General features: G+C 66.1%; 20 protein-coding genes, 1 tRNA gene and 1 pseudogene. 12 read left to right on the forward strand and 10 right to left on the reverse strand.

The window, feature by feature from the left end; translation table 11 throughout:
* A partial coding sequence (locus N539_RS18500) for an autotransporter family protein (RefSeq protein ID WP_028969902.1) occupies nucleotides 1-2130 on the forward strand: 2130 nt, incomplete at its 5' end.
* Here the strand turns inward: N539_RS18500 and N539_RS16230 are convergent.
* Nucleotides 2131-3013 (reverse strand): annotated as a pseudogene (locus N539_RS16230) (Dyp-type peroxidase). It lies immediately after the preceding gene.
* Nucleotides 3014-3236: 223 nt separating this feature from the next.
* Nucleotides 3237-3312 (reverse strand) — tRNA-Lys (locus N539_RS0108445).
* A 306-nt stretch (nucleotides 3313-3618) separates the two neighbouring features.
* Between N539_RS0108445 and N539_RS0108450 the strand changes: the two genes are divergently transcribed.
* Genes N539_RS0108450 through N539_RS0108465 form a run of 4 tightly spaced genes read left to right on the forward strand, consistent with a single transcriptional unit; the run spans nucleotide 3619 to nucleotide 7810 of the window.
* Entirely contained in the window at nucleotides 3619-4077 is a 459-nt protein-coding gene (locus N539_RS0108450; RefSeq protein ID WP_197018390.1) for a TlpA family protein disulfide reductase, read from the forward strand.
* Nucleotides 4074-4292, forward strand: a complete 219-nt coding sequence (locus N539_RS0108455) for a DUF4266 domain-containing protein (protein ID WP_028969904.1) — start codon at nucleotides 4074-4076, stop codon at nucleotides 4290-4292. The genes N539_RS0108450 and N539_RS0108455 overlap by 4 nt, the downstream gene beginning before the upstream one ends.
* The gene (locus tag N539_RS0108460; protein WP_156029846.1) at nucleotides 4285-6900 is read left to right on the forward strand and encodes a DUF3570 domain-containing protein; all 2616 of its coding nucleotides are present in this window, start codon (nucleotides 4285-4287) and stop codon (nucleotides 6898-6900) included. Before N539_RS0108455 ends, N539_RS0108460 begins: the two co-directional genes overlap by 8 nt.
* Before the next feature lie 10 nt (nucleotides 6901-6910).
* Nucleotides 6911-7810: an FAD:protein FMN transferase gene (locus N539_RS0108465; RefSeq protein ID WP_028969906.1), complete on the forward strand. Its 900-nt coding sequence runs from the start codon at nucleotides 6911-6913 to the stop codon at nucleotides 7808-7810.
* Here N539_RS0108465 and rodA read toward each other — a convergent pair.
* From rodA to N539_RS0108490, 5 genes are read right to left on the reverse strand one after another with little or no spacing between them, the layout of a single operon-like run.
* Nucleotides 7807-8916, reverse strand: a complete 1110-nt coding sequence (gene rodA / locus N539_RS0108470; protein WP_028969907.1) for a rod shape-determining protein RodA — start codon at nucleotides 8914-8916, stop codon at nucleotides 7807-7809. The two genes, N539_RS0108465 and rodA, sit on opposite strands and share 4 nt — an antisense overlap.
* Entirely contained in the window at nucleotides 8913-10826 is a 1914-nt protein-coding gene (gene mrdA, locus N539_RS16235) for a penicillin-binding protein 2 (RefSeq protein WP_051531662.1), read from the reverse strand. The genes rodA and mrdA overlap by 4 nt, the downstream gene beginning before the upstream one ends.
* Nucleotides 10823-11344, reverse strand: a complete 522-nt coding sequence (gene mreD, locus N539_RS0108480) for a rod shape-determining protein MreD (protein WP_028969908.1) — start codon at nucleotides 11342-11344, stop codon at nucleotides 10823-10825. Before mreD ends, mrdA begins: the two co-directional genes overlap by 4 nt.
* Nucleotides 11345-12223 (reverse strand): rod shape-determining protein MreC, encoded by an 879-nt coding sequence (gene mreC / locus N539_RS0108485; protein ID WP_028969909.1) that lies wholly within the window; start codon nucleotides 12221-12223, stop codon nucleotides 11345-11347. It lies immediately after the preceding gene.
* A 14-nt stretch (nucleotides 12224-12237) separates the two neighbouring features.
* The gene (locus N539_RS0108490; RefSeq protein ID WP_028969910.1) at nucleotides 12238-13281 is read right to left on the reverse strand and encodes a rod shape-determining protein; all 1044 of its coding nucleotides are present in this window, start codon (nucleotides 13279-13281) and stop codon (nucleotides 12238-12240) included.
* Between the two features lie 156 nt (nucleotides 13282-13437).
* Here N539_RS0108490 and mutL point away from each other — a divergent pair, with 156 nt between their 5' ends.
* Genes mutL through N539_RS18505 form a run of 4 tightly spaced genes read left to right on the forward strand, consistent with a single transcriptional unit; the run spans nucleotide 13438 to nucleotide 16363 of the window.
* Complete coding sequence (gene mutL / locus N539_RS0108495; RefSeq protein ID WP_028969911.1) at nucleotides 13438-15222, forward strand: DNA mismatch repair endonuclease MutL; 1785 nt, start codon at nucleotides 13438-13440, stop codon at nucleotides 15220-15222.
* A gap of 11 nt (nucleotides 15223-15233) precedes the next feature.
* Complete coding sequence (crcB, locus tag N539_RS0108500; protein WP_028969912.1) at nucleotides 15234-15617, forward strand: fluoride efflux transporter CrcB; 384 nt, start codon at nucleotides 15234-15236, stop codon at nucleotides 15615-15617.
* On the forward strand, nucleotides 15614-16147 hold the full coding sequence (gene ppa / locus N539_RS0108505; RefSeq protein WP_028969913.1) for an inorganic diphosphatase: 534 nt from the start codon (nucleotides 15614-15616) through the stop codon (nucleotides 16145-16147). The genes crcB and ppa overlap by 4 nt, the downstream gene beginning before the upstream one ends.
* 57 nt (nucleotides 16148-16204) lie before the next feature.
* Nucleotides 16205-16363: a hypothetical protein gene (locus N539_RS18505; RefSeq protein WP_156029847.1), complete on the forward strand. Its 159-nt coding sequence runs from the start codon at nucleotides 16205-16207 to the stop codon at nucleotides 16361-16363.
* 1 nt (nucleotide 16364) lies between these two features.
* Here the strand turns inward: N539_RS18505 and ilvC are convergent, their stop codons facing one another.
* Nucleotides 16365-17336, reverse strand: coding sequence for a ketol-acid reductoisomerase (gene ilvC / locus N539_RS0108515; RefSeq protein WP_028969914.1), 972 nt, complete (start codon nucleotides 17334-17336; stop codon nucleotides 16365-16367).
* Nucleotides 17337-17345: 9 nt separating this feature from the next.
* Nucleotides 17346-18281, reverse strand: coding sequence for a tRNA (adenosine(37)-N6)-dimethylallyltransferase MiaA (miaA, locus tag N539_RS0108520; RefSeq protein WP_028969915.1), 936 nt, complete (start codon nucleotides 18279-18281; stop codon nucleotides 17346-17348).
* Here miaA and serB point away from each other — a divergent pair.
* Nucleotides 18274-19152 carry a phosphoserine phosphatase SerB gene (gene serB, locus N539_RS0108525; protein WP_028969916.1) on the forward strand — a complete coding sequence of 293 codons (879 nt, stop codon included), beginning with the start codon at nucleotides 18274-18276 and terminating at the stop codon, nucleotides 19150-19152. The genes miaA and serB overlap by 8 nt on opposite strands.
* On the opposite strand, the gene N539_RS16240 is transcribed toward serB, so the two are convergent.
* Nucleotides 19153-19986, reverse strand: coding sequence for an SPOR domain-containing protein (locus N539_RS16240; RefSeq protein WP_051531663.1), 834 nt, complete (start codon nucleotides 19984-19986; stop codon nucleotides 19153-19155).
* Nucleotides 19987-20189: 203 nt separating this feature from the next.
* Between N539_RS16240 and N539_RS0108535 the strand changes: the two genes are divergently transcribed.
* On the forward strand, nucleotides 20190-20912 hold the full coding sequence (locus N539_RS0108535; protein WP_028969917.1) for a ParA family protein: 723 nt from the start codon (nucleotides 20190-20192) through the stop codon (nucleotides 20910-20912).
* Between the two features lie 12 nt (nucleotides 20913-20924).
* Nucleotides 20925-21569: a hypothetical protein gene (locus N539_RS0108540; RefSeq protein WP_028969918.1), complete on the forward strand. Its 645-nt coding sequence runs from the start codon at nucleotides 20925-20927 to the stop codon at nucleotides 21567-21569.
* Nucleotides 21570-21573 lie beyond the last annotated feature (4 nt).

Genomic DNA, 21573 nt, shown 5'->3' on the forward strand with positions numbered 1-21573 from the left:
TCGATCAATGTTGATGCGATTACGGAGAATGGCGGGTCGGCGACGGCGTATGGCATCCGGGTCACGTCGAATGGCGTGACGGTTCCGCTTGCCGGCGATGTCACCACGATCGAGAATTCGGGCGACATCATCGTCCGCGTCTCGACCGACGGCGGGACGACCTTCCACCGCGGCACCGCGATCGACGTGACCGACGCTCCCAACCGGTCGGTGATCAACCTCCTGTCGGGCAGCATCTTCGGCAACATCGAGCTGCAGAGCGACGCCGACACGATCAACGTCACCGGCGGCGAGACCTTGTTCAACGGCATCATCAACTCGAGCTGCCTGCCGGCGGCCGGGGTGGCGGCGGGAACCGGCGGCGGCGCTGCCGACAGCCCGGCGCTGAGCTCGTGCGGTGTCGGCACCATGAACATCAACAACGGCGGCAACTTCCACCTCCAGATCGATCCGGTGGATGGCCCGTCCTATGTGTTCATGAACACGCTCGACCTGCGCGCTCCGGTGGTGGTGGCTCCGGCCACCAGCGCTCCGGGGACGATCACCTTCGATCTTCCAGGCGCGGTTGCCGGCGAGGTGCCGGTGGGCACCTATCCGCAGGTGTTCGTCGAGAATGCGTTCCTCGACGGCACGCTGGTCGCGAACCTCGCTCCGGGGACGTTGTTCGACACCACGGTCTATCAGAACGTAATCGACGCCAACGTCCGCACCGGGACCTTCGACCAGTGCATCATCGGCGGCATTCCGGCCGACTCGCTGCTGCTCGACTTCGGCTGCGTCTACGACAACCAGAACAACGTCGATCTGGCGCTGACCCGGGTGCCGTTCAACGAGGTCCCTGGCCTCAACAACAACGGCGAGCAGGTCGGCGAGGGCCTCGAGTGCCTGTTCGACGTCACTTTGACCGGCGGCTTCGCGGATCTGCTGAGCGACCTGTTCCTGATCACCGACCCGGTGAACTACAACATCGCGCTCAACCAGCTCGCCGGGGCCAGCTACGCCAACTACCTGCAGTCGTTCTCGTCGCTGGGTGTCCATTATAACGACATCCTCGACCATGCGACGAGCTGCGAGGTTCCGGCGCTGGCCGGCTCGGTGCTTGAGTGCCGCGCCTCCTCGCCGATCCACGTCTGGGGTCAGCTCGACTATCAGACGAGGAAGGCGGACGGCGACAGTGAAGCCGGGACGATGAAGGCGAAGCGGTTCACCGGTCTGCTCGGCGTCGATGCGAGCGTCGGCAACGCCGCCATCCTCGGCGTCAGCGCAGGCATGGTCACCAACCACACCCGCGACCATCTGTTCGGCGACAAGGTCGATGCCGACGGCATGCAGGTCGGCGCCTACGGGGTGTACGATCCGGGCGCCTTCTACGTGAAGGGCGTGGGCACCTACAGTTGGTACGACGGCGACAGCCGCCGTCATATCGACTTCGCCGGCCTTGGCACCGGGACCAGCTTCGCCGCCACGGTCGACGGCGATCCGGACGTCAAGATGTACACCCTCGGCCTCCATGGCGGCGCCCGGTTCCCGATGGGCGGTGCCTCGGTCCTCACGCCGTACCTCAACCTCGATTACGTCCACGCCAAGATGGACGAGTTCATCGAGACCGGAGGCACCGGCGCCGAGCTTCACCTGGGCAACAACAAGTCCAGCCACACCTTCCTTACCGGCGGTGTGAAGTGGGCGACCCAGATGGGCGGCGTGGTTCCGGAAGTGAACGTCGGCTACCGCTACCGCTTCGGCGAACGGCGCACCGACATCTCGGAAGCGTTCATGTGCCAGATCGACACCTGCGCGTTCGACGTGGTGTCGGCGGCCCAGAAGCGCGGCTCCATCCTCGCCGGCCTCAGCATTGGCGGCAAGATGGGCCCGGTCGACGTGAGGGTCGGGTACGAGGGCGAGTTCAACGGCGACATCAAGAGCCACAGCGGGAACTTCAAGTTCGTGCTGCCGCTCGGTGGCCACGCGGCTCCGCCGCCGCCGCCACCGCCGCCGCCTCCGCCCCCGCCACCTCCGCCGCCGCCGGCAACCCAAACCTGCCCCGACGGCTCGGTGATCCTGGCGACCGACACCTGCCCGGCACCGCCGCCACCCCCGCCGCCGCCACCACCGGCGCCTGAACGCGGGTGATTATGCCGGGGCGGGCGCTGCGGTGGCTTGGGCGGCAGGACCGGCTTCGCCGAGAAAGGCCGACGAAGGAACGAAGAACAGCGTTCCGGTGACCGCCCGGCTGAAATCGAGCAGGCGGTCGTAGTTTCCCGGCGGATCACCGACGAACACCGAACGGCATGTTGTCGCGCACGATCTTGAGCTCGTTGCCCTGCCCATCGTTGATCGAGGTCAGCACATTGTGCGCGAACGGTTGCTTGGCGGAGTCCCCGAACTCGATGTTCGACAACTTCTCGCGGCCGATGATCCCCTCCTGCCGCTCAACCGACAGGCTGTTCCATGCCTTGAGGTCGTGCAGATATTTTTGAACAATCACATAACTTCCGCCCGCGAAAGCCGGGTCTTCGTTGCCGATCAGCACGGCGTCGATGCCGTCCTGCCCGACCGGGTTCTCGGTCCCGTCGACGAAGCCGAGCATGTCGCGCTGGTCGAAGAATTTGAAACCGTGGGTCTCGTCCACCACGGCCACCGCGTCGCCAAGTCGGGTCATGAGCTGCATTGCCAGCTCGAAGCACAGATCCATGCTCCGCGCCCGTATGTGAAAGAGGATGTCGCCCGGCGTCGCTACGGCCTGATGGCGCCCATTGATCTCGCGAAACGGGTGCAGCTCCGTGGGCCGCGGCTGACCGAACAGCCGATCCCATGCGTCGGAGCCAAAGCCCATGATGCACGAAAGCCCGCCATCGAGGTTGCGAAAGCCGACCGCCCGGACGAAGCCGGCGAGGTCGCCGCACATGGATCGGACGGCGTCGAGGCATTCTTCGCCCCCGTTGACCGTCGCCACCAGGAAGATTGCCGCGCGCGACAGCTTTCCCGCAACGGCTTGGCTCTCGACGCTAGTCACTTACGGTTCCCCTGACAGCACGGCACACCGCCTCCATCTCGCTCGATCCTGCGATGAGTAATGCCAGGCGGCGAGGCGGCGCAACCGCGGAGCAAGAGTTGACCCGATTGCGGTCGTGCGGGCGGGGGGCTCCTTGTCCCCGTTGAACGGGGCCGGTGCGGCGGTTGCACGCCACAATTCGGATAATTATGTTCCGCTAAATAGTTGGTATAAAAGATAAAAATGGTGGACGCACTAGGGCTCGAACCTAGGACCCGCTGATTAAGAGTCAGCTGCTCTACCAACTGAGCTATGCGTCCATGCCGTGAGGCGCTGCCCGCGGCCGCGGCCTTGCGAGGCGGCGCGCCGGTAGCATGGGCGCAGATGGGGCGCAACGCCGATCTGGTCAAGGTCGGGCAAGCGATGTCGTGCACCAGGCGCCCAAGACCTTCGATTCATCCCGTCCAATTCGATTTTGCTCGAACTCTTGGTGGTCCCGGCGCGCTCGTTAATAGGGCATTCAGCCGTAAGCGGCGAACGTTTCGGCTCCACAACCACGGTGCATTGGGGGGCGGGGGTTGAGTATGTTCGGACGCGCGGCAGCAACGGTCTGCTGCGCTTTTTTGTTGACCGCGCCGGTCGCGGCCACGGCACCGTCGCGCTCCGCGCCCGATTGCCCGCTCCACATCGGTGGGCGCGATAGCAGCTTGAAGCAGCTGTCGGGCAAGGTCGTGTACGTCGACTTTTGGGCATCGTGGTGCGTATCGTGCATCGCCTCCTTTCCGTTCATGGAGCGGATGCGCCGCGAGCTCGGCCCGCGCGGCCTCGAGATCGTCGGCGTCAACATGGATCAGAAGCCGAGCGATGCCGCGCGTTTCCTCGCGCGTCACCCGGTCAGTTTTGCGATCGCGAGCGGCGCCAACGATCCATGCGCGAAGCGCTTCGGGGTCAAGGCCATGCCGTCGACGTATATCGTCGACCGCCACGGTAACATTCGCGCGATTCATTCGGGCTTTCGGCCCGACGAGGCCGCCGGCCTCCGCGGCGCGATCGAAAAGCTCCTGGCCGAGCCGCTGAACCCATGACGCCGTCGCTCCGTACGATCATCGCAGCGCTCGCGCCGTTGCTTGCCTCGGCCTGTGCCTCGGTCGAGCCGTGGCAGAGGGGCACGCTGGCCAAGCCGCACATGGCGCTCGATCCGCATCCGCAACGCACCGCGCTCCTCGCTCATGTGCGCGCGGCGCGCGAAGCCGCGTCCGGCGGAGTGACCAAGGACGGCGGAGGTTGTGGTTGTGACTGAGCGCGACACCTGCAGGCGCACACTCCAGGCCCTGACCGCGGCCGCTCTCGCCCTTCCCGGCATGACCGCCGCGAGCGCCGCCGAGCCGCCGTCGTTCAGCGTCGAGTTCGGCCATTACGAGGAGGGCAAGCGGGACCTCGACGGACAGAGCTATTCGGAGCTCAAGCTCAAGCCGCTCGAGGTCGACAGTTTCTCGCTGGAAGGCGTGATTCCGATCACCGGCCGGACGACGTTCAAAGGGCATTTCGCGCAGGATAGCTGGTCGGGGGCGACGCCGGTCGTTTCGCTGCCGAGCGCCGCGGTCGCAGCGCAGCTGCTATCGGGGGCGTCCAGTCCCAATTTCTATTACGTCGATGCGAACGATCAGCCGGTGGTGGTCGACTTCAACGACTACGACCCCGACACCAACACCTACGGCTTCGCGCCGCATCCGGGGCTGGTCCACATCATGGCCTCAGCGTCGCCGGAGACGCGGCGGCAGTGGGACGGCGCGGTCAGTCATGAGTGGGACAATGCCGAGGCCAGCATTGGTGCCGGCCTATCCAACGAGCACGATTATCTGTCTCGCTTTGCCAGTGCGTCGGGCAAGTTCTTCTTCAACCGCAAGCTGACGACGCTCAACTGGGGCGTGAGTGCGACGCGCAACCGCATTCGCGCGTCGATCGCCGCCAACAGCGCGGCCGACGCCGGAAACTACACGGACCAGATTCGCGATTATCACGGACAGCCGACGATCTTCGCCAAGCGCAAGGACTATGCGGCCAATCTCGGCATTACCCAGGTGCTCAACCAGAATGGGTTGGTACAGGCGGACGTCAGCTTCACCCGGTCGAGCGGGTTTCTCGAGAATCCCTACAAAGCTGCATTGCTCGCGTTCGACGATCCTGACGGCTTCGTCGACGGCAACGGCCTTCGATACATCGCCATCAAGGGCTCGCTCGAGCAGCGACCCGACCTGCGCAACCAGTGGGCCTTCAATCTCCGCCTTGCGCAGCATTTCGCGCCAACCGACGCGGCGTTGCACCTCAATTACCGCTATTATCGCGACGATTGGGGCATCCGCGCGCACACTGCCGAAATTTCTTTCGATCAGCCGCTCGCCGGCGGGTGGCTGATCACGCCAGGGGCGCGATATTATTCGCAGACCGCGGCGAGCTTCTATGCGCCGTTCTTCCTGTTCCACGAGCCTTATCCGGCGCACCCCGGCGGACCGCTCGATCGGACCCAGATTCCGCTCAAATATTTCTCGAGTGACGAGCGCCTGTCGGCGTTCGGAGCGCTGAGCGGCAGCCTCGCCGTGCAGAAGAGCCTCGCCAATGGTCTCGCGCTCCATGTCGCGTACGAATATTACGTCCACAAGGGCGATCTGAAGCTCGGCGGCGGAGGGGAGCCCGGCTACGCCGACTTCCATTCGTCGCTCGTCACCGCCGGGCTCGTCATGGATTTGGCGAAGCGGCAGGACGCGCTCTTTTCCGCCTCTGGAGGCGAGGAGGATTCCGCGATCGCGCCGCAATTCCTGACGTTGCGACCCGCAGCGACGCTGCTGCCCGATATTCCCGCGCGGGCGGGAGCGATCTCGCTCAGCGCCGCCTATTCGGGGACGAGCGCCAAGGGCCTGCGATTCCACGGACACGGAGTCGCGCCCGAGGACCTCATCGCCAATGCCTGCGGGGCGACGCCGTGCACGCTGGTGCCGCTGTCGAGCAATGCGCACGAAATTGCCTTCACCATCGCTTATGCGCTGACGCCGCGGCTGAGCCTGATCGCCGAGCCCAGCTACGTCGACCGGACGATGACGTTGGTGCGGGCGGACTCGCTCACCGGCGCGGCCGCCGTCGGGCCAATCGCCGGGGGTCCCGACGGGAGCGGGCGACACAGCGGCTCCGAATGGGGCGACACGCGGCTGCTCGGCGCGGTCAATCTCGTCTCCAACGATGCGACCAGCCTTCAGCTTGGCGCGGGCGTCAGCGTGCCGACCGGACAAGCCGGCCGCAAGTTGAACGGCAAGACCGACTTCGTCGGTTACGGCCTTCAGACCGGGAGCGGCACCTGGGACGCAATCGCCGAGCTCGACGTCGAGGCGCATAGCGGTCCATTCACCGCCGGGATGGCGTTCAGCGGGGTTGAGCGGTTCCATGCCAACCGGTTCGGCTATCGGCTTGGCAATGCGGGGAAGGCGGACGTGTGGCTCGCCGGGGCCGCGACGCCGTGGCTCAGCCTCTCCGGGCGCCTCCAGTTCACCGCTCAGGGCCGCATCCGCGGCGCTTACAAGGATCACCTCGAGACCAACGTTCCATTCACCGAGCTCCAGCAAGTCGACTATGACGTCAACGGAGATGGCGTGGTCGATTCTCAGGACGTCGCGGAGGTCACCGTGTATCGCGATGCGCTCGTGCCGCACGTGGTCGCCTCGGCGGACGACTTGCCCACCAACCAAGGCGGACACGAGCTCGATGCAGGAGTGGGGGTCACCGTTCATCCGTCCGCGGGGCCATGGAAAGCCGACCGGTTGAGCATCGAATGGCTGCAGCCTGTTTCAACGAACCTCAACGGCTATCAGCTCGCGCGCCACGGGACGCTCAACGCGCGGGTGACGATCGCGCTTTGAGCGGCGGCGCATGAGCGGCGCCGAGCCCTACCGCCGGACGTTCAAGGCGATGGGCTCGCCGTGCGAAATCCAGCTGTTCGCGCGCTCGAACCAAGCGGCGGAGGAAGTGGCGCAAGCCGGAATCGCCGAGATCGAGCGGCTCGAGCAACTCTATTCGCGGTATCGAAGCGACAGCTTCCTCTCCGACATCAACCGGGCCGCGCTTGCCGGCTCGGCGATCGCGGTCGACGATGAGACCGCGCACCTCCTCGATTATGCCGACACCTGCTTTCGCCAGAGCGACGGCCTATTCGACGTCAGCTCGGGAATTCTGCACCGCGCGTGGGACTTCAAGAGCGCTAAAGCGGCAAAGCAGGATGAGCTCGACGCGCTGCTTCCGTTGGTCGGTTGGGACAAGGTCGAATGGACGCCGCCGATGCTGCGCTTCCCGGTGCCGGGCATGGAACTCGATTTCGGCGGCGTCGTGAAGGAATATGCGGTCGACCGGGTTGCCACGCTGTTGCTCGACCGCGGCATCGACAGCGGCTTCGTCAACCTCGGCGGGGACGTCCGCGTGATCGGCCCGCGCCCCGGCCGCGATCCTTGGCGCGTCGGCATCCGTCATCATCGTTTGCGCGACGGCATGGCCTCACTGGTCGAGATTGAGCGCGGCGCGCTCGCCAGCAGCGGCGATTATGAGCGCTGCATCGTCGTCGACGGCGTGCATTACGGCCATATCCTGAATCCCACGACCGGGTGGCCGGTGCGCGAGCTCGCGGCGATCAGCGTCATCGCCGACCTGTGCGTGGTCGCCGGGAGCGCGGCGACGATTGCCATGCTAAAGGACGAAGACGGTGTTGGCTGGCTCACCGGGCTTGGGCTGCCGCATCGCTGGACCAATGTGGCGGGGCAGAGCGGCGGCGAGATCTAGAGCCGCGACGCCGTCCGCTGGTGCCGCTCGAGTGCCATCAGCAAGCCGAGGCACAGCATCACCGTCATCACTGCCGAGCCGCCGAAACTGACCAACGGCAAGGGAACGCCGACGACCGGGGCCAGGCCCATCACCATCATCAGGTTGATCGCGACGTAGAAGAAGATGGTCGCGGAAAGGCCGGCGGCGGTCAGCTGCGCGAAGCGTGTACGGGAATTGGCGCTGACCCGCATGCCCCAGCGGATCACGGCGCCGAAGGCGAGGATCAGGAGCACGCCGCCGGCGAAGCCCCATTCCTCGGCCATCGTCGCGAACACGAAGTCGGTGTGCCCTTCGGGCAGGTAGTCGAGGTGGCTCTGGCTGCCGTGGAGGAAGCCCTTGCCCCAAATTCCGCCGGAGCCGATCGCGATCTTCGATTGCGCGATGTGATAGCCGGCACCGAGCGGGTCGCTTTCGGGATCGAGGAACACGTCGATCCGCTTGCGCTGATAGCCGTGCATCATGCCGTAGACGATCGGCGCCGCCACCGCGATCGCCGCTGCCGGGGCGATGAAGATCCACAGCGGTAGGCCGGCGAGAAACATGACCGTGATCCCGCACAGCACGACCATGATACAGGTGCCGAGGTCGGGCTGAACGAGGATCAGGAAGGCGGGGACGCCGAGCAGCACGAACGCCGGCCAGATCGCGCGCCATTTGCGCGTTTCGCCGGCGGGCACCAGCTCGTAGAAGCGGGCGAGGGTGAGCACGATCGCCGGTTTCATGAACTCGGACGGCTGCAAGCGGATCGGGCCGAGGTCGAGCCAGCGCTGGGCCCCCTTGCTGACGAATCCGAGAGCCTCGACCCCGATCAGCATGATCAGCGTCACGCCGTAGAGCGGAAAGGCAATCGACTTGATCGTCGCTTCGCTCAGCCACGACATCGCGACGGCGATTGCGAGGAAGCCGAGGAAAATGATGGCCTGCTTGATTGCCCACGGATGCGCCGACCCGCCGGCCGCCGAATAAAGCACGATCAGACCGAACAGCGCGATCCCGGCGACCAGAAAGATCAAGCGCCATGGCAGCCGCGCGAGCGGCTTTGGGATGATGGCCGAGGTGATCATGCCTGCTTGGCGGGAAGCGGCGGAAGCCCGTTGGCGCTCCGCCACCCGGCGACCTTGCGGGTCATGCGCTCGTCGGGCGCGCCGCCGATGCTCTGCTCGAAGACGTTCAGCGCCGCGATCGCCTTGCTCTTGTCGTACAGATAGGTGAGGGTATCGCGGATCAGCGGTGCAGCGACGGCAGCGCCGAAGCCGCCGTGCTCGACAATCGTCGCGGCCGCATAGCGCGGCTTGTCGAACGGGACGAAGCCCATGAACAGCGAGTGGTCGCGCAGCTTCCAGGTCGCGCTCGTGTAGTCGCCGCGTTCGCTCGCGCTGAGATTGTGAGTCTGCGCGGTGCCGGTCTTGCCGGCCATCTGGATGCCGGCGAGCGGCAGCTTCGCTGCTGCTGCGGTTCCATGATCGACCACCCCCCACATCGCCTTGTGAATGAAGTTCAAATGATCCTCATCGACGGCAAGCGGGGTCTGCGGCACGATCGGCTTGTTCTTGAGCAAGCGCGGAACGACGCGCTTTCCCGTCGCAAGGCGGCTGGCCATCACCGCCAGCTGCAGCGGATTGATGAGGACCATGCCCTGGCCGATCGACATGTTGACGGTGTCGTATCCCTGCCACTTGCGATGATATTTCCGCATCATCCAGTCGGGGTCGGGGATGGTCCCGTAGCGCTGGTTGTCGAACGGCAGGTCGAATTTCTCGCCGAAGCCCATCGAGCGGATCATCGGCGACAGTTTGTCCGTCCCGACGCGAAGGCACATGCTGTAGAAATAGACGTCGCAGCTGTGGACGACGGCCGCGTCCATATCGACCGGACCGTGCCGCTTGTCGCAGTGGAACGTGTGGTTCCCGAGTTGAAAGGCCCCGGTGCAGTTCACTTTCTGGGTGCGATCGATGCCGGCATTGAGCAGCGCCATCGCCATCGACGGCTTGATCGTCGAGCCTGACGGATAGAGGCTCTCGAGCGTCTTATCGACCAGCGGCAAGTGGTCGTCGCCGGACAGCATCTTCCATTCGTTCTTGCTGATCCCGTCGGAAAAGTTGTTTGGGTCGAACGACGGCATTGAGGGCATGGCGAGGATGTCGCCGTTGGTGACGTCGATGACGACGACGGACGCCGACTGGTCGCCGATGCGCCGGGCGGCATATTCGTGGAGGTCGGCGTCGATCGTGAGCTGCACCGTGCCGCCGCTGCGATCGGGTTTCGGGTCAAGGTCCTTGACCAGCTTGCCGCGCGCGGTGACTTCGACCCGCTGTCCGCCGGGCACTCCCCGAAGAGTCGATTCGAGCGTCTGCTCAAGCCCTTCCTTGCCGATCTTCACGCCAGGGATGAGCAGCAGCGGGTTCTTGTCTTCTTTCTCATATTCGGCGGCTGAAGCGGCACCAACATAACCGACCAGCTGTCCGACGGTGGACCCACCCGGATAGAAGCGCTGGAATCCGCGCGACGCCGAAACTCCGGGCAGCTCGGGAAGCCGGACGGTGATCGCTGCATATTGCTCATAGGGGATATTGTCGGCGACCGACACCGGCTGGAACCCTCGCGAGACGGCGAGCTCGCGGTTGATCCGGTCGATCTCATCGGGCGGGAGCTGGAGCAGGGCCGCGACGTTTGCGACTACCTTGGGCCCATCCACGAGCTGCTGGGGAATGATGTCGACCCGAAAGCTGGAGCGGTTGATCGCCATCGGCTTGCCCTTGCGGTCGATGATCCAGCCCCGCCGTGGCGGCACCGGGATCAGCTGCACGCGATTGCTCTCGCTGAGCAGCTGGTACTTCTGGTTTTGAGCGACCGATAACCAGCCCATGCGCCCGATCAACAGCGCGCCGACGCCGGCCTGGGCGCCGCCCAGGAGCAGCATGCGCCGCGAGAAGGTGATCGATTGATGAGTCGCGGTGAGGCGGATCGGCTTCATCGCCCCAGCCTCCGCGCGTCGATGCGCGACACCAGCCATGCGGTCAGCGGAAAGATGAGGACCGCGACAGCGAACGGGGGAAGCATCATCGTGAAGGGGACGCGCGCTCCCACAACGGCGGCGAGGCGCCATTGGAACCATTCGTCGATCGCAAGCAGCACGGCGGCCAACACCCATTCAATCCAATAATCGCGCCACATCGTCCGGCGATCGATCAAATCCAGCGCGAGCATTGTCGCGCTCCACAAAGCGATTGAAAAGCCTATCGGATATCCCGTGAACAGGTCGTTGATGAAGCCCAATGGCGCAGCCCACCAGGCCGGCCAGGGATCCGACCGCAGCAGCCGCCAGCTGATGAAGGCGAGGAAGCCGAGATCGGGGTACCAGCCGCTGGTCGAGACGATCGGCAAGGCAGACAGCAGCGACGCCGCGACGACGGTCGCAGCCGGGATGTAAGCAGCAAGGCGGGAAGGGCCCTTGCCGATGCGCCGGGGCGAGGCGAGCGCGGCGCGGGCCATTCAGGGCGTCTCCGGCGGTGCCGAGGCTTGGTCCGCGGCGACCGCGAGCGGCTCAAACGGCGGCTCGACGATCGCGAAGCTGATGTTCGATGGATCGGCGAGGGGAATTGCGATCGCGCCGTCGTCGTCGAGTTTCACGATCCGCGCGATCGGCACCAGCGGGGGATAAAGGCCGCCGGTGCCCGAAGTGATGATGATGTCGCCTCGCCTGAACGGGTTGCGGCCGACCTCGAGCGGGCGGACGTCGACGGTGCCGTCGCCACGGCCCTGCGAGATCACCGGAATGCCGCCGCGCAGCAGGCGGGCGGGGACGATATTGGCGCGGTCGGAGACCAACAGCACGCGAGAGGCAAGGTTGCCGGCATCGACGATCCGCCCGACCAGCCCGTCCGGCGACCGAACCGGCATCCCGACGCGCACTCCGTCGGACTTGCCGACAGACAGGATGGCGAAGCGGCGCGGGCTGTTGAAGGAGGAGCCGACGATCCGCGCGGTCGCGACGGCGTCATGGGCATGTTCGCGCAGCTGAAGCGCGGCCTTGAGCTGGCCGTTCTCCTGAACGATGGCGCGCGCTTCGACCATCCGCCGCAGCATCGCGCGGTTTTCCCGCTTGAGCTCGCCATTCTGCGAAGCGGCATCCCAATAGTCGCCGGCTCCGGACACGAGGCCCGTCGCGGTCGCGCCGACCGAATGCAAGGCGGAGGTCACAGGAGAGGTGGCGTCGAGCGCCGCGCCGCGCACGCCCTCGAAGGTCTTGGGCGCGACCATCGACAGGACGAGCAGGACCAGCCCGACGAAGATGCCGGCAATCACCGCCAGGAAGCTGAAAAACAGCCCGTACTGGGCTCGCCGCGACCAGCCGGGACGCGCGGTCGCCACCCGTTATGATCCCGTTACGCGGTCTGGAGCACGCCGCGGAACTGTTCTTCCTCCAGCGCGCGTCCGGTGCCGAGCGCGACACAGGTCAAAGGATCGTCGGCGACAGTCACGGGCAGGCCGGTTTCGTCACGAAGCACTTCATCGAGGCCCTGGAGCAGCGCGCCACCCCCGGTCAGGACAATGCCCTGGTCGCAGATGTCGGCGGCTAGCTCGGGCGCGGTGTTCTCGAGCGCGATGCGGACGCCCTCGACGATCGTTCCGACCGGCTCGGACAGCGCTTCGGCAATCTGGCCCTGGTTGATCGAGATTTCCTTGGGCACGCCGTTGACGAGGTCGCGGCCCTTGATGTGGACGGTCTTGCCGATGCCATCGACCGGCGGCTTGGCGATTCCGACTTCCTTCTTGATCCGCTCGGCGGTGGCTTCGCCGATCAGGAGGTTGTGGTTGCGGCGGACGTAGGAGCTGATCGCTTCATCCATCTTGTCGCCGCCGACGCGCACCGAGGTGGTGTAGGCGAGACCGCGCAGCGACAGCACCGCGACCTCGGTCGTGCCCCCGCCGATGTCGACGACCATCGAGCCGATCGGGGCGGTGACCGGCATGTCGGCGCCGATCGCCGCGGCCATCGGCTCCTCGATCAAATAGACCGCGCTCGCGCCGGCGTTGGAGGCGGCATCGCGGATTGCGCGCCTTTCAACCGAAGTCGATCCGGAAGGGACGCAGATCACGATCTCAGGGAAGCGCCAGGCGCGCATCTTGCCGCCGTGTACCTTGTGAATGAAGTGCTTGATCATCTGCTCGGCGACGTCAATGTCGGCGATGACGCCGTCGCGTAGCGGGCGGATCGCCTCGATCTGGTCGGGCGTCTTGCCCATCATCAGCTTGGCGTCGACGCCGACGGCCTTGACCTTCTTCACGCCGTTGATGGTCTCGATCGCGACCACCGACGGCTCATTCAGGACGATGCCCCGGCCGCGCACGTAAACGAGGGTGTTGGCGGTCCCCAAATCGATCGCCATGTCGTGTGACATCCACTTGAACCAGCGCGTCCAGAACATTCGTTTCCCGTCTCTCGCATGTTGCCCGAAAAGCAGCGGAAAACTGGGCTCCGCTACTTCACTTTAGATTAAACTCTTCCCATTGAAGGCCGCCTGAATTTCCGCGAAAAATCAGTGCTTCGCCGGCGCCTTCGGAATGAGCTAGGAATGGTTAACATGTCAATAAGAAGGCTGCCGCCCGAGCTCATCAATCGCATCGCCGCGGGCGAGGTCGTCGAACGTCCGGCGAGCGCGCTCAAGGAGCTGGTCGAAAATTCACTCGACGCGGGCGCGACCCAAGTCTCGGTCCGGCTGGCGGCGGGCGGCCTCGAGCTGATCGAAGTTGCCGACGACGGTTGCGGAATGACTTCCGACGAAATGCGCCTGGCGCTCGAGCGGCATGCCACGTCCAAGCTTCCGAGCGACGCCATCGACCAAGTGACCAGCTTCGGCTTCCGCGGGGAGGCGCTGCCCTCGATTGCCAGCGTCTCGAGGGTCACGCTTGAAAGCCGCGTACGCGGCGCCGATGGCTGGCGGATCGCGATCGACCATGGCGATGACGCGGGGGAGGGCCCGGCGGCGCTTCCGCCAGGCACGCGAATCCGCGTCGAAGGCCTGTTCGACAAGGTCCCGGCGCGCCGCAAGTTCCTGCGTACCCCGCGCTCCGAGTATGCCGCCTGTCTCGACGCGGTGAAGCGGCTGGCGATGGCCCGCAGCGACGTCGGTTTCACCCTCGATCACGACGGGCGCCGAATATTGACGCTCCAACCGAGCGAGGCGCCGGCCCGGGTTGCCGCTCTGCTGGCCCATGAGCTGGACCGCCATGGGGTCGGCATCGACTGCGCGCGCGACGGGCTGCGGCTCACCGGCGTCATCAGCCTGCCGACGTTCAATCGCGGCCTGGCCGACCAGCAATATCTGTTCGTCAATTCGCGGCCGGTGAAGGACCGGCTGCTCGGTGGAGCGATGCGGGCCGCCTATCGCGATCTCATCGCGCGCGACCGTCATCCGATTGCAGCCCTGTTCCTCGAGGTCCCGCTCGACGAAGTCGACGTCAACGTCCACCCGGCCAAGACCGAGGTGCGCTTCCGCGATCCGTCGGCGGTTCGCGGGCTGATCGTCGGCGGCCTCCGCCGAGCGCTCGACGAAGAGAGCCAGCGCAGCGCCGCGCGCGAGCAATCGGCGGCGCCGGTGATGTGGACCAGCAGCGCGACCTACGACGCACAGCTCAACCGTCACCTCCGCGAAGGCGGGGGTTCTGCTTCCGCCCAAGACAGCGGGATTCCCGCTTTCGCGGGAATGACGATGCTGGCCGACGAGCAACGCCTCTTCGACCAGGCCCCCGCCGCGCGCGCCGAGCCGGCGGTCGAGCAGGTGCACGGCTATCCGCTGGGCGTTGCGCGCGGGCAGGTGAATGCGACTTACATTGTCGCCGAGGCCGAGGACGGACTGGTGATCGTCGACCAGCATGCGGCACATGAGCGCCTGGTCCTGGAACGGATGCGCGCCGCGCGAGAAGGGGGACAGGTGGCGCGCCAGGCGCTCCTGCTGCCCGAAGTGGTCGAGCTGGAGGAGCCCGATTGCGATCGTCTCGAAGGAGCGGTCGCCGATCTGGCCGAGCTCGGGCTCGAGATTGAGCGATTCGGTCCGGGCTCTATCCTCGTCCGCGCAGTTCCGGCGGCGCTGGGCAAGACCGACATTCCCGGGCTTGTCGCCGACCTCGCCGCGGAGATCGCCGAGCTCGGCGGTGCGCTGTCGCTGCGCGACAAGCTCGACCTTGTCGCGGCGACCATCGCCTGCCACGGCTCGGTCCGTGCCGGGCGCGTGCTGTCGGTCGCGGAAATGAATGCGCTGCTGCGCGAGATGGAGGTGACGCCGCGCTCCGGGCAGTGCAACCACGGCCGCCCGACCTGGGTCAAGCTTGCCCACGGCGACCTCGAAAAACTATTCTGGCGGAAGTAAGCGCTGCGCCGATGCTCTATCTAATCGTCTTCATCGGGGCCGGGATCGGCGGCGCCATGCGTCATGGCGTGAACGTCGCCTCGGCGCGGCTGTTCGGATATGGCTTCCCGTCCGGGACGCTGATCGTGAACATCGCCGGCTCGTTCCTGATGGGCCTGCTTGCCGGTTATTTCGCCTTCCGCCCAGGTGTGGGGCAGCACATGCGCCTATTTCTCACCACCGGAATCCTAGGAGGTTTCACGACCTTCTCCGCTTTCTCGCTAGACGCGGCGCTGATGGTCGAACGCCACTCTTACGGGATCGCGGCCGGCTATATGATCGGGTCGGTCGCTGCGAGCGTGTTGGCGTTGTTCTTGGGTCTCGCCTTATTTAGGACCGCGAGCCATCTGCCATGAACATCGACCTGATCCCGATCGGCGACGACCCGCCCAACTCGATTAATGTCATCATCGAGGTGCCGGTTGGCGGCGAGCCGGTCAAATATGAGTTCGACAAGACGTCGGGAGCGCTGTTCGTCGACCGCATCCTGCACACGCCGATGCGCTATCCGGCAAACTATGGCTTCGTGCCCCATACGCTGTCGTTCGACGGCGACCCGATCGACGCCCTGGTCGTCTCGCGCACTCCTTTCATCCCCGGGTGTGTCGTCCGGGCGCGGCCGATTGCGGTCCTTTTCCTCGAAGACGAGCATGGCGGCGACGAGAAATTGCTGACCGTCCCAATCGATTCGACCTTTCCTTATTATTCGAACGTCGGCGGAGCCGAGGACCTGCCCGAGATCGTCCGCCAGCAGGTCGAGCACTTCTTCACCCACTACAAGGACCTCGAGCCCGACAAGTGGGTGCGGGTTGGACGATGGGGCGACGCCGCCGAGGCGAAGCGAGTGCTGTTGGAGGCGATCGACCGCGTGAAGGCGGCCGGCTGAACGCGACATTGGCGTAACAATCTGCTAAAAAGCCGCTTCAAGGGAAGGAGCGGGACGATGGAAAACACCGACCGCATCTATTTCGCGCGTCGCGCTGCCGAAGAGCAGGAGCGCGCGATCGAGGCCAGCGATCCGCATGTCGCGGATACCCACCGCCGGCTGCAGCGCGCCTATCTCGAGCGCGCGAGCGTCGGCGATCGCGTGGAGGCTCGCTGAGCTAATCCTCGCCGCTAAGGCGCCGCCGAGTTTGTTCGATCAATGCCTCCCGCGCGCTGGTGCGGGCGGATTCGAGACGCGGATAGCCGTCGGCTTCCTCGCGCCGCAGCTGCTCCGCGAAGCGGCCGGCGCGGACTTCCGCCAGCACTTGGGCCATGCGCTCGCGGACGCTTTCATCGACGATGCGCGTGCCGCCGACCAGCGCCCCCAATTCGGCGGTGTTGGAGATTGCCTCGCGCATGCCGGCGATGCCGCGCGCCTCGATCAGCCCGGCGATCAGGTGCAATTCGCCGACGCATTCGAGGTAGGCGACCTCCGCTGACACGCCGCCGGCGACCAGCGTCTCAAACCCCGCGATCAGCAGCTCGGGGACGCCGCCCCACACCACGGCCTGCTCGTTGAACAAATCGGCCTCCGCCTCTTCGGCAAAGCTCGAGGCGATCAAGCCGGCGCGCGCGCAGCCGACTGCGCGGCCGTAGGCGAGAGCGATTCCCTTGGCATCGCCCGTGGCGTCGTGGTGGACCGCCCACAGAGCGATCATCCCCTTGCCCTCCCGGTAGAGGGAGCGGAGCGCGGTGCCCGGTCCCTTGGGGGCGAGCAGGAACATGTCGAGGTCGGCGCGCGGCTCGACGAAGCCGAAGCGGACCGATAGCCCGTGACTGAAGCCGAGCGCGGCGCCGTGGCGAAGGTGCGGCTCGATTTCGCGATAGAGCGCGCCATGGATTTCATCGGGCGCGAGCAGCATGACGATATCGGCCGGCGCCACCGCATCCTCGATCAGCGCGACCCTGAGGCCGGCGGTCTCGGCTTCGTTGGAACTTCCCGACGCGCCGCGCAGCCCGACCGTGACGTGGACCCCGCTGTCGTGGAGGTTGAGCGCCTGGGCGCGGCCCTGATTGCCGTAGCCGATGATGGCGACACGCCGGCCGGCCAACGGGGCGGGATCGATGTCAGAATCGCGCAGCCATTCCATCCGCGCCGCCTAGCCGGTCGGCTGCAACAGGGCCAGCGCATCGCCGAGGTTGGCGATGTCGAGCGCCTCGCGAAAGCGCGGCCAATCCGGCGGGGGCTGGTTCGCGAACCAGGTATATTGCCGCTTGGCGTAGCGGCGGGTGGCCTGTTGGGCCGCCGCGATTGCTTCGTCCAAGGTGACCGCGCCACGGAGGTAAGCCGCGATTTCGCGAACGCCGATCGCGCGCATGACCGGGAGGTTGGGATCCAGCCCCCGGGCGAGCAATGCCTCGACCTCGGCGACCGCGCCGGCGTCGATCATCTGCGTCAGGCGGTCGTCGCAGCGCTGGTACAGCCACTTGCGCGGCGGGAGCAGGATGAGTGGGCGAAGTTCGATTTCATCGCCGATTCCGCCCGCGCGTTGGGCCTGCCAGTCGTTGAGCGTCCGGCCGGTCGACAGCACCACTTCGAGCGCCCGTGCGATTCGTGTGGTGTCGGCCGCCTTGATCCGGGCCGCGGCGGCGGGATCCAGCCCGGTCAGCCGCGCGCAGTTTTCCGTGGTCGAAGCAGTGCGAACGGCGCGTCGGATCGCCGGATCGATCGGCGGCACCGGCGCAATCCCCTCGAGCAGGGTCCGCAAATACAGCCCCGTTCCGCCAACCAGCACCGGCACCCGCCCCTGGTTGTGGATGTCCGCGATCTCCGGCCGCGCCATCGCCGCCCAATCCGCCGCGGAACAGGACTCGGCGCCTTCCCGGACGCCGTAAAGCCGATGTTCGGCCCGGACCTGCTCGGCCGCGGTCGGCGCGGCGCTGAGAATATGCAAATCGCGATACAATTGCGCGCTGTCGGCGTTGACGATCACACCTTTGATTTGCTCAGCAGCAGCCAGCGCCAGCGCGGACTTGCCGCTGGCGGTTGGGCCGGCAATGAGAAGGACGGGAGGTTGTGGGGCGCCGATGGCCATTGCGACGCTGATAGCAGCGGGACGACTGGATGACAGGTTGATCGATCGGGCGCTCGGGCTTTTGCGCGAGGTCGATCCGGGGGCGGTGTTCGCGCACTGGATCGACGAGGGCGATGCCGCCGATCTCAACTTTGCCGGCGACATCAAGACGGCGCGCTGGGCGCTTGCGTCGCTCGACGGCGTGGACGTGGTCGTCCAGCCCAACGAGCCGCGTTGGCGCCGGCTGTTCGTCGCGGACATGGATTCAACCATCATCGGCCAGGAATGCATCGACGAGCTGGCCGACTATGCCGGCCTCAAGGACAAGGTGGCGCGGATCACCGAGCGGGCGATGCAGGGTGAGCTCGACTTTCCCTCGGCGCTCAGGGAGCGGGTGCGCTTGCTTGCCGGCCTCGATCAGTCCGAGCTTGCCCGCTGTCTCGACGAACGGGTGCACCTGACCGCCGGCGCCCGGACCCTGGTCCAGACCATGCGGGCAGGGGGCGCGAGCTGCCTTCTCGTTTCCGGCGGGTTCCTGTCCTTCGCCGAACCGGTGGCGCGAAAGGTCGGCTTTGATCGGGTGCGCGCCAACCGGCTGATTTTCGCGGGCGGGAAGCTCAGCGGCGAAGTGGGCGATCCGATCGTCGACGCCTTGGCCAAGCGCGACGCCTTGATCGAGGCACGGGAAGAGCTCGGATTGGGCCGTGAGGACGTGCTGTCGGTCGGCGACGGGGCCAATGACAAGTTGATGATCGAGGAGGCGGGGCTTGGCCTGGCCTTCCGCGGCAAGCCCGCGCTGGTCGAGGTCGCGGATGCCGAGCTCAAGCATCACGGTCTCGACGCGTTGTTGTGGGTGCAGGGCGTGCGGCGGCGCGACTGGTTTCGCGGCTGATTACTTCGCCGGGACTGGAAAGCAGGCCTGGTTCAGCGCGTTGCACGCCGATTGCGCCGCCGCGCGGCTAGCGAAGGGGCCGACCTGAAGGCGAGTGACGGCGCCCGCGGCGACATAATAAGGCTGACGCCCGGCAAGCGCGCCGTTCCCGGCAATCCGCTTGTAGAGCGCTTCGGCTGAGCCGTGTTGCGAGAAGGCGCCGAGCTGGATGCGCCAATTGCCGCTTGCCACGATGGTAGGAGCCTTCGCCACAGGCGTGGGCGCCGCGGTCTTTATCTCCGCCGCGGTGGTTTGAGTTGGCTTGGGCTTTGCTTTGACCGCTTTCGTCGCGGGGGGCGGCGCCGTCTTTGCCTTGGCCATGGCGATCGCGACGCCTTTCTTGCGGTCCTGGACCGGGAGCAGCTTGTCGAGCTGGGCCAGCGTCTCCTTGGCCGGCGCCAGGCCCTGCGCGGCGGCTCGGCTCACATAAGCGTAGCCGAGGATGGGGTCCTGGGTGACGTTGTCGCCGTTGAACAAGGCGGTGCCGTAGACCAGCAGCGCGCGCGCCTCGCCTTGCTCCGCCGCGGCCTTGAGCCATTTTAGGCCCGCCGCCTGGTTGCCGTTCTGGAACAGCAGGAGCCCGAGCGTAGCCTGGGCATCGACATGGCCTTTCTCCGCCGCGCGCTCGAACCAGGTCTGAGCGGCGCCGAGGTTGGTTGGAACGCCGCGGCCGAGCCGATAGGCCTGGCCGAGGTTGAATGCGGCGTCGGCGTCGCCCTTCTCAGCGAGCGGCCGCCAGATCGTGATTGCGCCGGCATAATCGGCCCGTTGCCAGGCATCGATCCCGACTTTCACGCTTTGAGCCGCAAGCGGTGCAGCCGTCGCTACGAGGACTGCCAAGCCGAACAAGAGTCTTGGAAACATGCTTCGGCCCACCCTCGGGCGAAGCTTAGCCGAGCGGTTCCGATCCGCAACACGGTCGTGCCGATGTTAACCAGATTTTAGAGGCTTGGGTGCACTCCGCTCCACGAACGTTCGTTAGTCGCGAGGGGAAAAGCATGCGCGTCTTGGCTTTGGCATCGCAGAAGGGCGGGTCCGGTAAAACGACCCTGTCCGGCCATCTTGCGGTGCAGGCGCAGCTGTCAGGGGCGGGACCCGTCTGCCTGATTGACATCGATCCCCAAGGCAGCCTTGCCGACTGGTGGAACGAGCGTGAGGCAGACATGCCGGCGTTCGCCCAGACCACGGTCGCGCGGCTCGCTTCCGACCTCGAGGTGCTTCGCCAGCAGGGTTTTCGCCTTGCCGTCGTCGACACCCCTCCGGCGATCACTATGGCGATCCAGAGCGTGATCGCGGTCGCCGAGCTCATCGTTATTCCGACCCGCCCAAGCCCGCACGATCTGCGCGCGGTCGGCGCCACGGTCGATTTGTGCGACCGGGCCGGCAAGCCGCTCATCTTTGTCGTCAATGCCGCGACGCCCAAGGCCAAGATCACCTACGAGGCCGCGGTCGCGCTGTCGCAGCACGGCACCGTCGCTCCCGTCACCCTTCACCACCGCACCGATTACGCCGCCTCGATGATCGACGGCCGGACCGTGATGGAGATCGATCCCAAGGGCCGTTCCGCCCACGAAGTCACCGAGCTTTGGGAGTATATCTCCGATCGGCTCGAAAAGAATTTCCGCCGAACTGTGTTCGCGGCGCCCGGTGCGGCGCCCGGTATCGCGTCGGCCAGTCCGCGTCCTGTCGGTGGTTTCGGCCGCCGAGTCGTCGGCCAGTAAGGGGGCACGACGGTGGCTAGCAGCGAACCCAAGCCTTTCGCCTCCCTCTCCTCCGGACTGCTCGCCCGCAAGGGCGCGGCGCGTCCGGCGATGAAGCCCCAGGGTTTCGGCCAGATGGGCGGTGGCAACCTCGAGGATCTCGGCTGGAATGACATGGGCTTCGAAGCGCCCAAGCCGGTCGAGGCATCGCGCGATGCAACTCATGACGCCTTTGGTGACGACGTGGTCGAGCATCCGCGCGCTCATCCGACCGGCCTGACGCCGGTTGGCTCGCCCGTGCACGACCAGCAGGCCGAGATCGAAGACCGCTTCGAAGCCGACGAAGCCGAGGAAGACGTCGACGAAACCGCCGAGCAATACGAGGTCGAGGTCAGCCAGCCCGAGGCCAGCGAGCCCGAAGCCGCGCCGCTCGCGGTCGTCAGGCCAATCTCGACTCCGGCCATGAAGCGCGCGCCGCAACCGCGCTCGGCTCCTGGAAGCAAGGGCAAGGCCGCCTTCACTCTGCGGCTTGACCCGCCGCGCCATCTTAAGCTGCGCCTCGCTTGTGCCGTCGACGGACGCTCGGCGCAGCAAATCGTCACTGACGCGCTCGACCGGCTGCTCGCTAATATGCCGGAACTCGACGCCATGGCCGAAAAGGCTAAACGCAAGGGGTAATTCA

The sequence above is a fragment of the Sphingomonas sp. URHD0057 genome (assembly GCF_000620665.1).
In the GTDB taxonomy this organism is placed as follows: domain Bacteria; phylum Pseudomonadota; class Alphaproteobacteria; order Sphingomonadales; family Sphingomonadaceae; genus Sphingomicrobium.

Coding starts and splice junctions, on each gene's coding strand:
- crcB (WP_028969912.1), top strand. CDS start 15,234: ATGCTCTATCTAATCGTCTTCATCGGGGCCGGGATCGGCGGCGCCATG.
- serB (WP_028969916.1), top strand. CDS start 18,274: ATGGCCATTGCGACGCTGATAGCAGCGGGACGACTGGATGACAGGTTG.
- mutL (WP_028969911.1), top strand. CDS start 13,438: ATGTCAATAAGAAGGCTGCCGCCCGAGCTCATCAATCGCATCGCCGCG.
- N539_RS0108535 (WP_028969917.1), top strand. CDS start 20,190: ATGCGCGTCTTGGCTTTGGCATCGCAGAAGGGCGGGTCCGGTAAAACG.
- rodA (WP_028969907.1), bottom strand. CDS start 8,916: ATGATCACCTCGGCCATCATCCCAAAGCCGCTCGCGCGGCTGCCATGG.
- N539_RS18505 (WP_156029847.1), top strand. CDS start 16,205: ATGGAAAACACCGACCGCATCTATTTCGCGCGTCGCGCTGCCGAAGAG.
- N539_RS0108455 (WP_028969904.1), top strand. CDS start 4,074: ATGACGCCGTCGCTCCGTACGATCATCGCAGCGCTCGCGCCGTTGCTT.
- N539_RS0108490 (WP_028969910.1), bottom strand. CDS start 13,281: ATGTTCTGGACGCGCTGGTTCAAGTGGATGTCACACGACATGGCGATC.
- mreD (WP_028969908.1), bottom strand. CDS start 11,344: ATGGCCCGCGCCGCGCTCGCCTCGCCCCGGCGCATCGGCAAGGGCCCT.
- mrdA (WP_051531662.1), bottom strand. CDS start 10,826: ATGAAGCCGATCCGCCTCACCGCGACTCATCAATCGATCACCTTCTCG.
- miaA (WP_028969915.1), bottom strand. CDS start 18,281: ATGGCCATCGGCGCCCCACAACCTCCCGTCCTTCTCATTGCCGGCCCA.
- ppa (WP_028969913.1), top strand. CDS start 15,614: ATGAACATCGACCTGATCCCGATCGGCGACGACCCGCCCAACTCGATT.
- N539_RS0108465 (WP_028969906.1), top strand. CDS start 6,911: ATGAGCGGCGCCGAGCCCTACCGCCGGACGTTCAAGGCGATGGGCTCG.
- ilvC (WP_028969914.1), bottom strand. CDS start 17,336: ATGGAATGGCTGCGCGATTCTGACATCGATCCCGCCCCGTTGGCCGGC.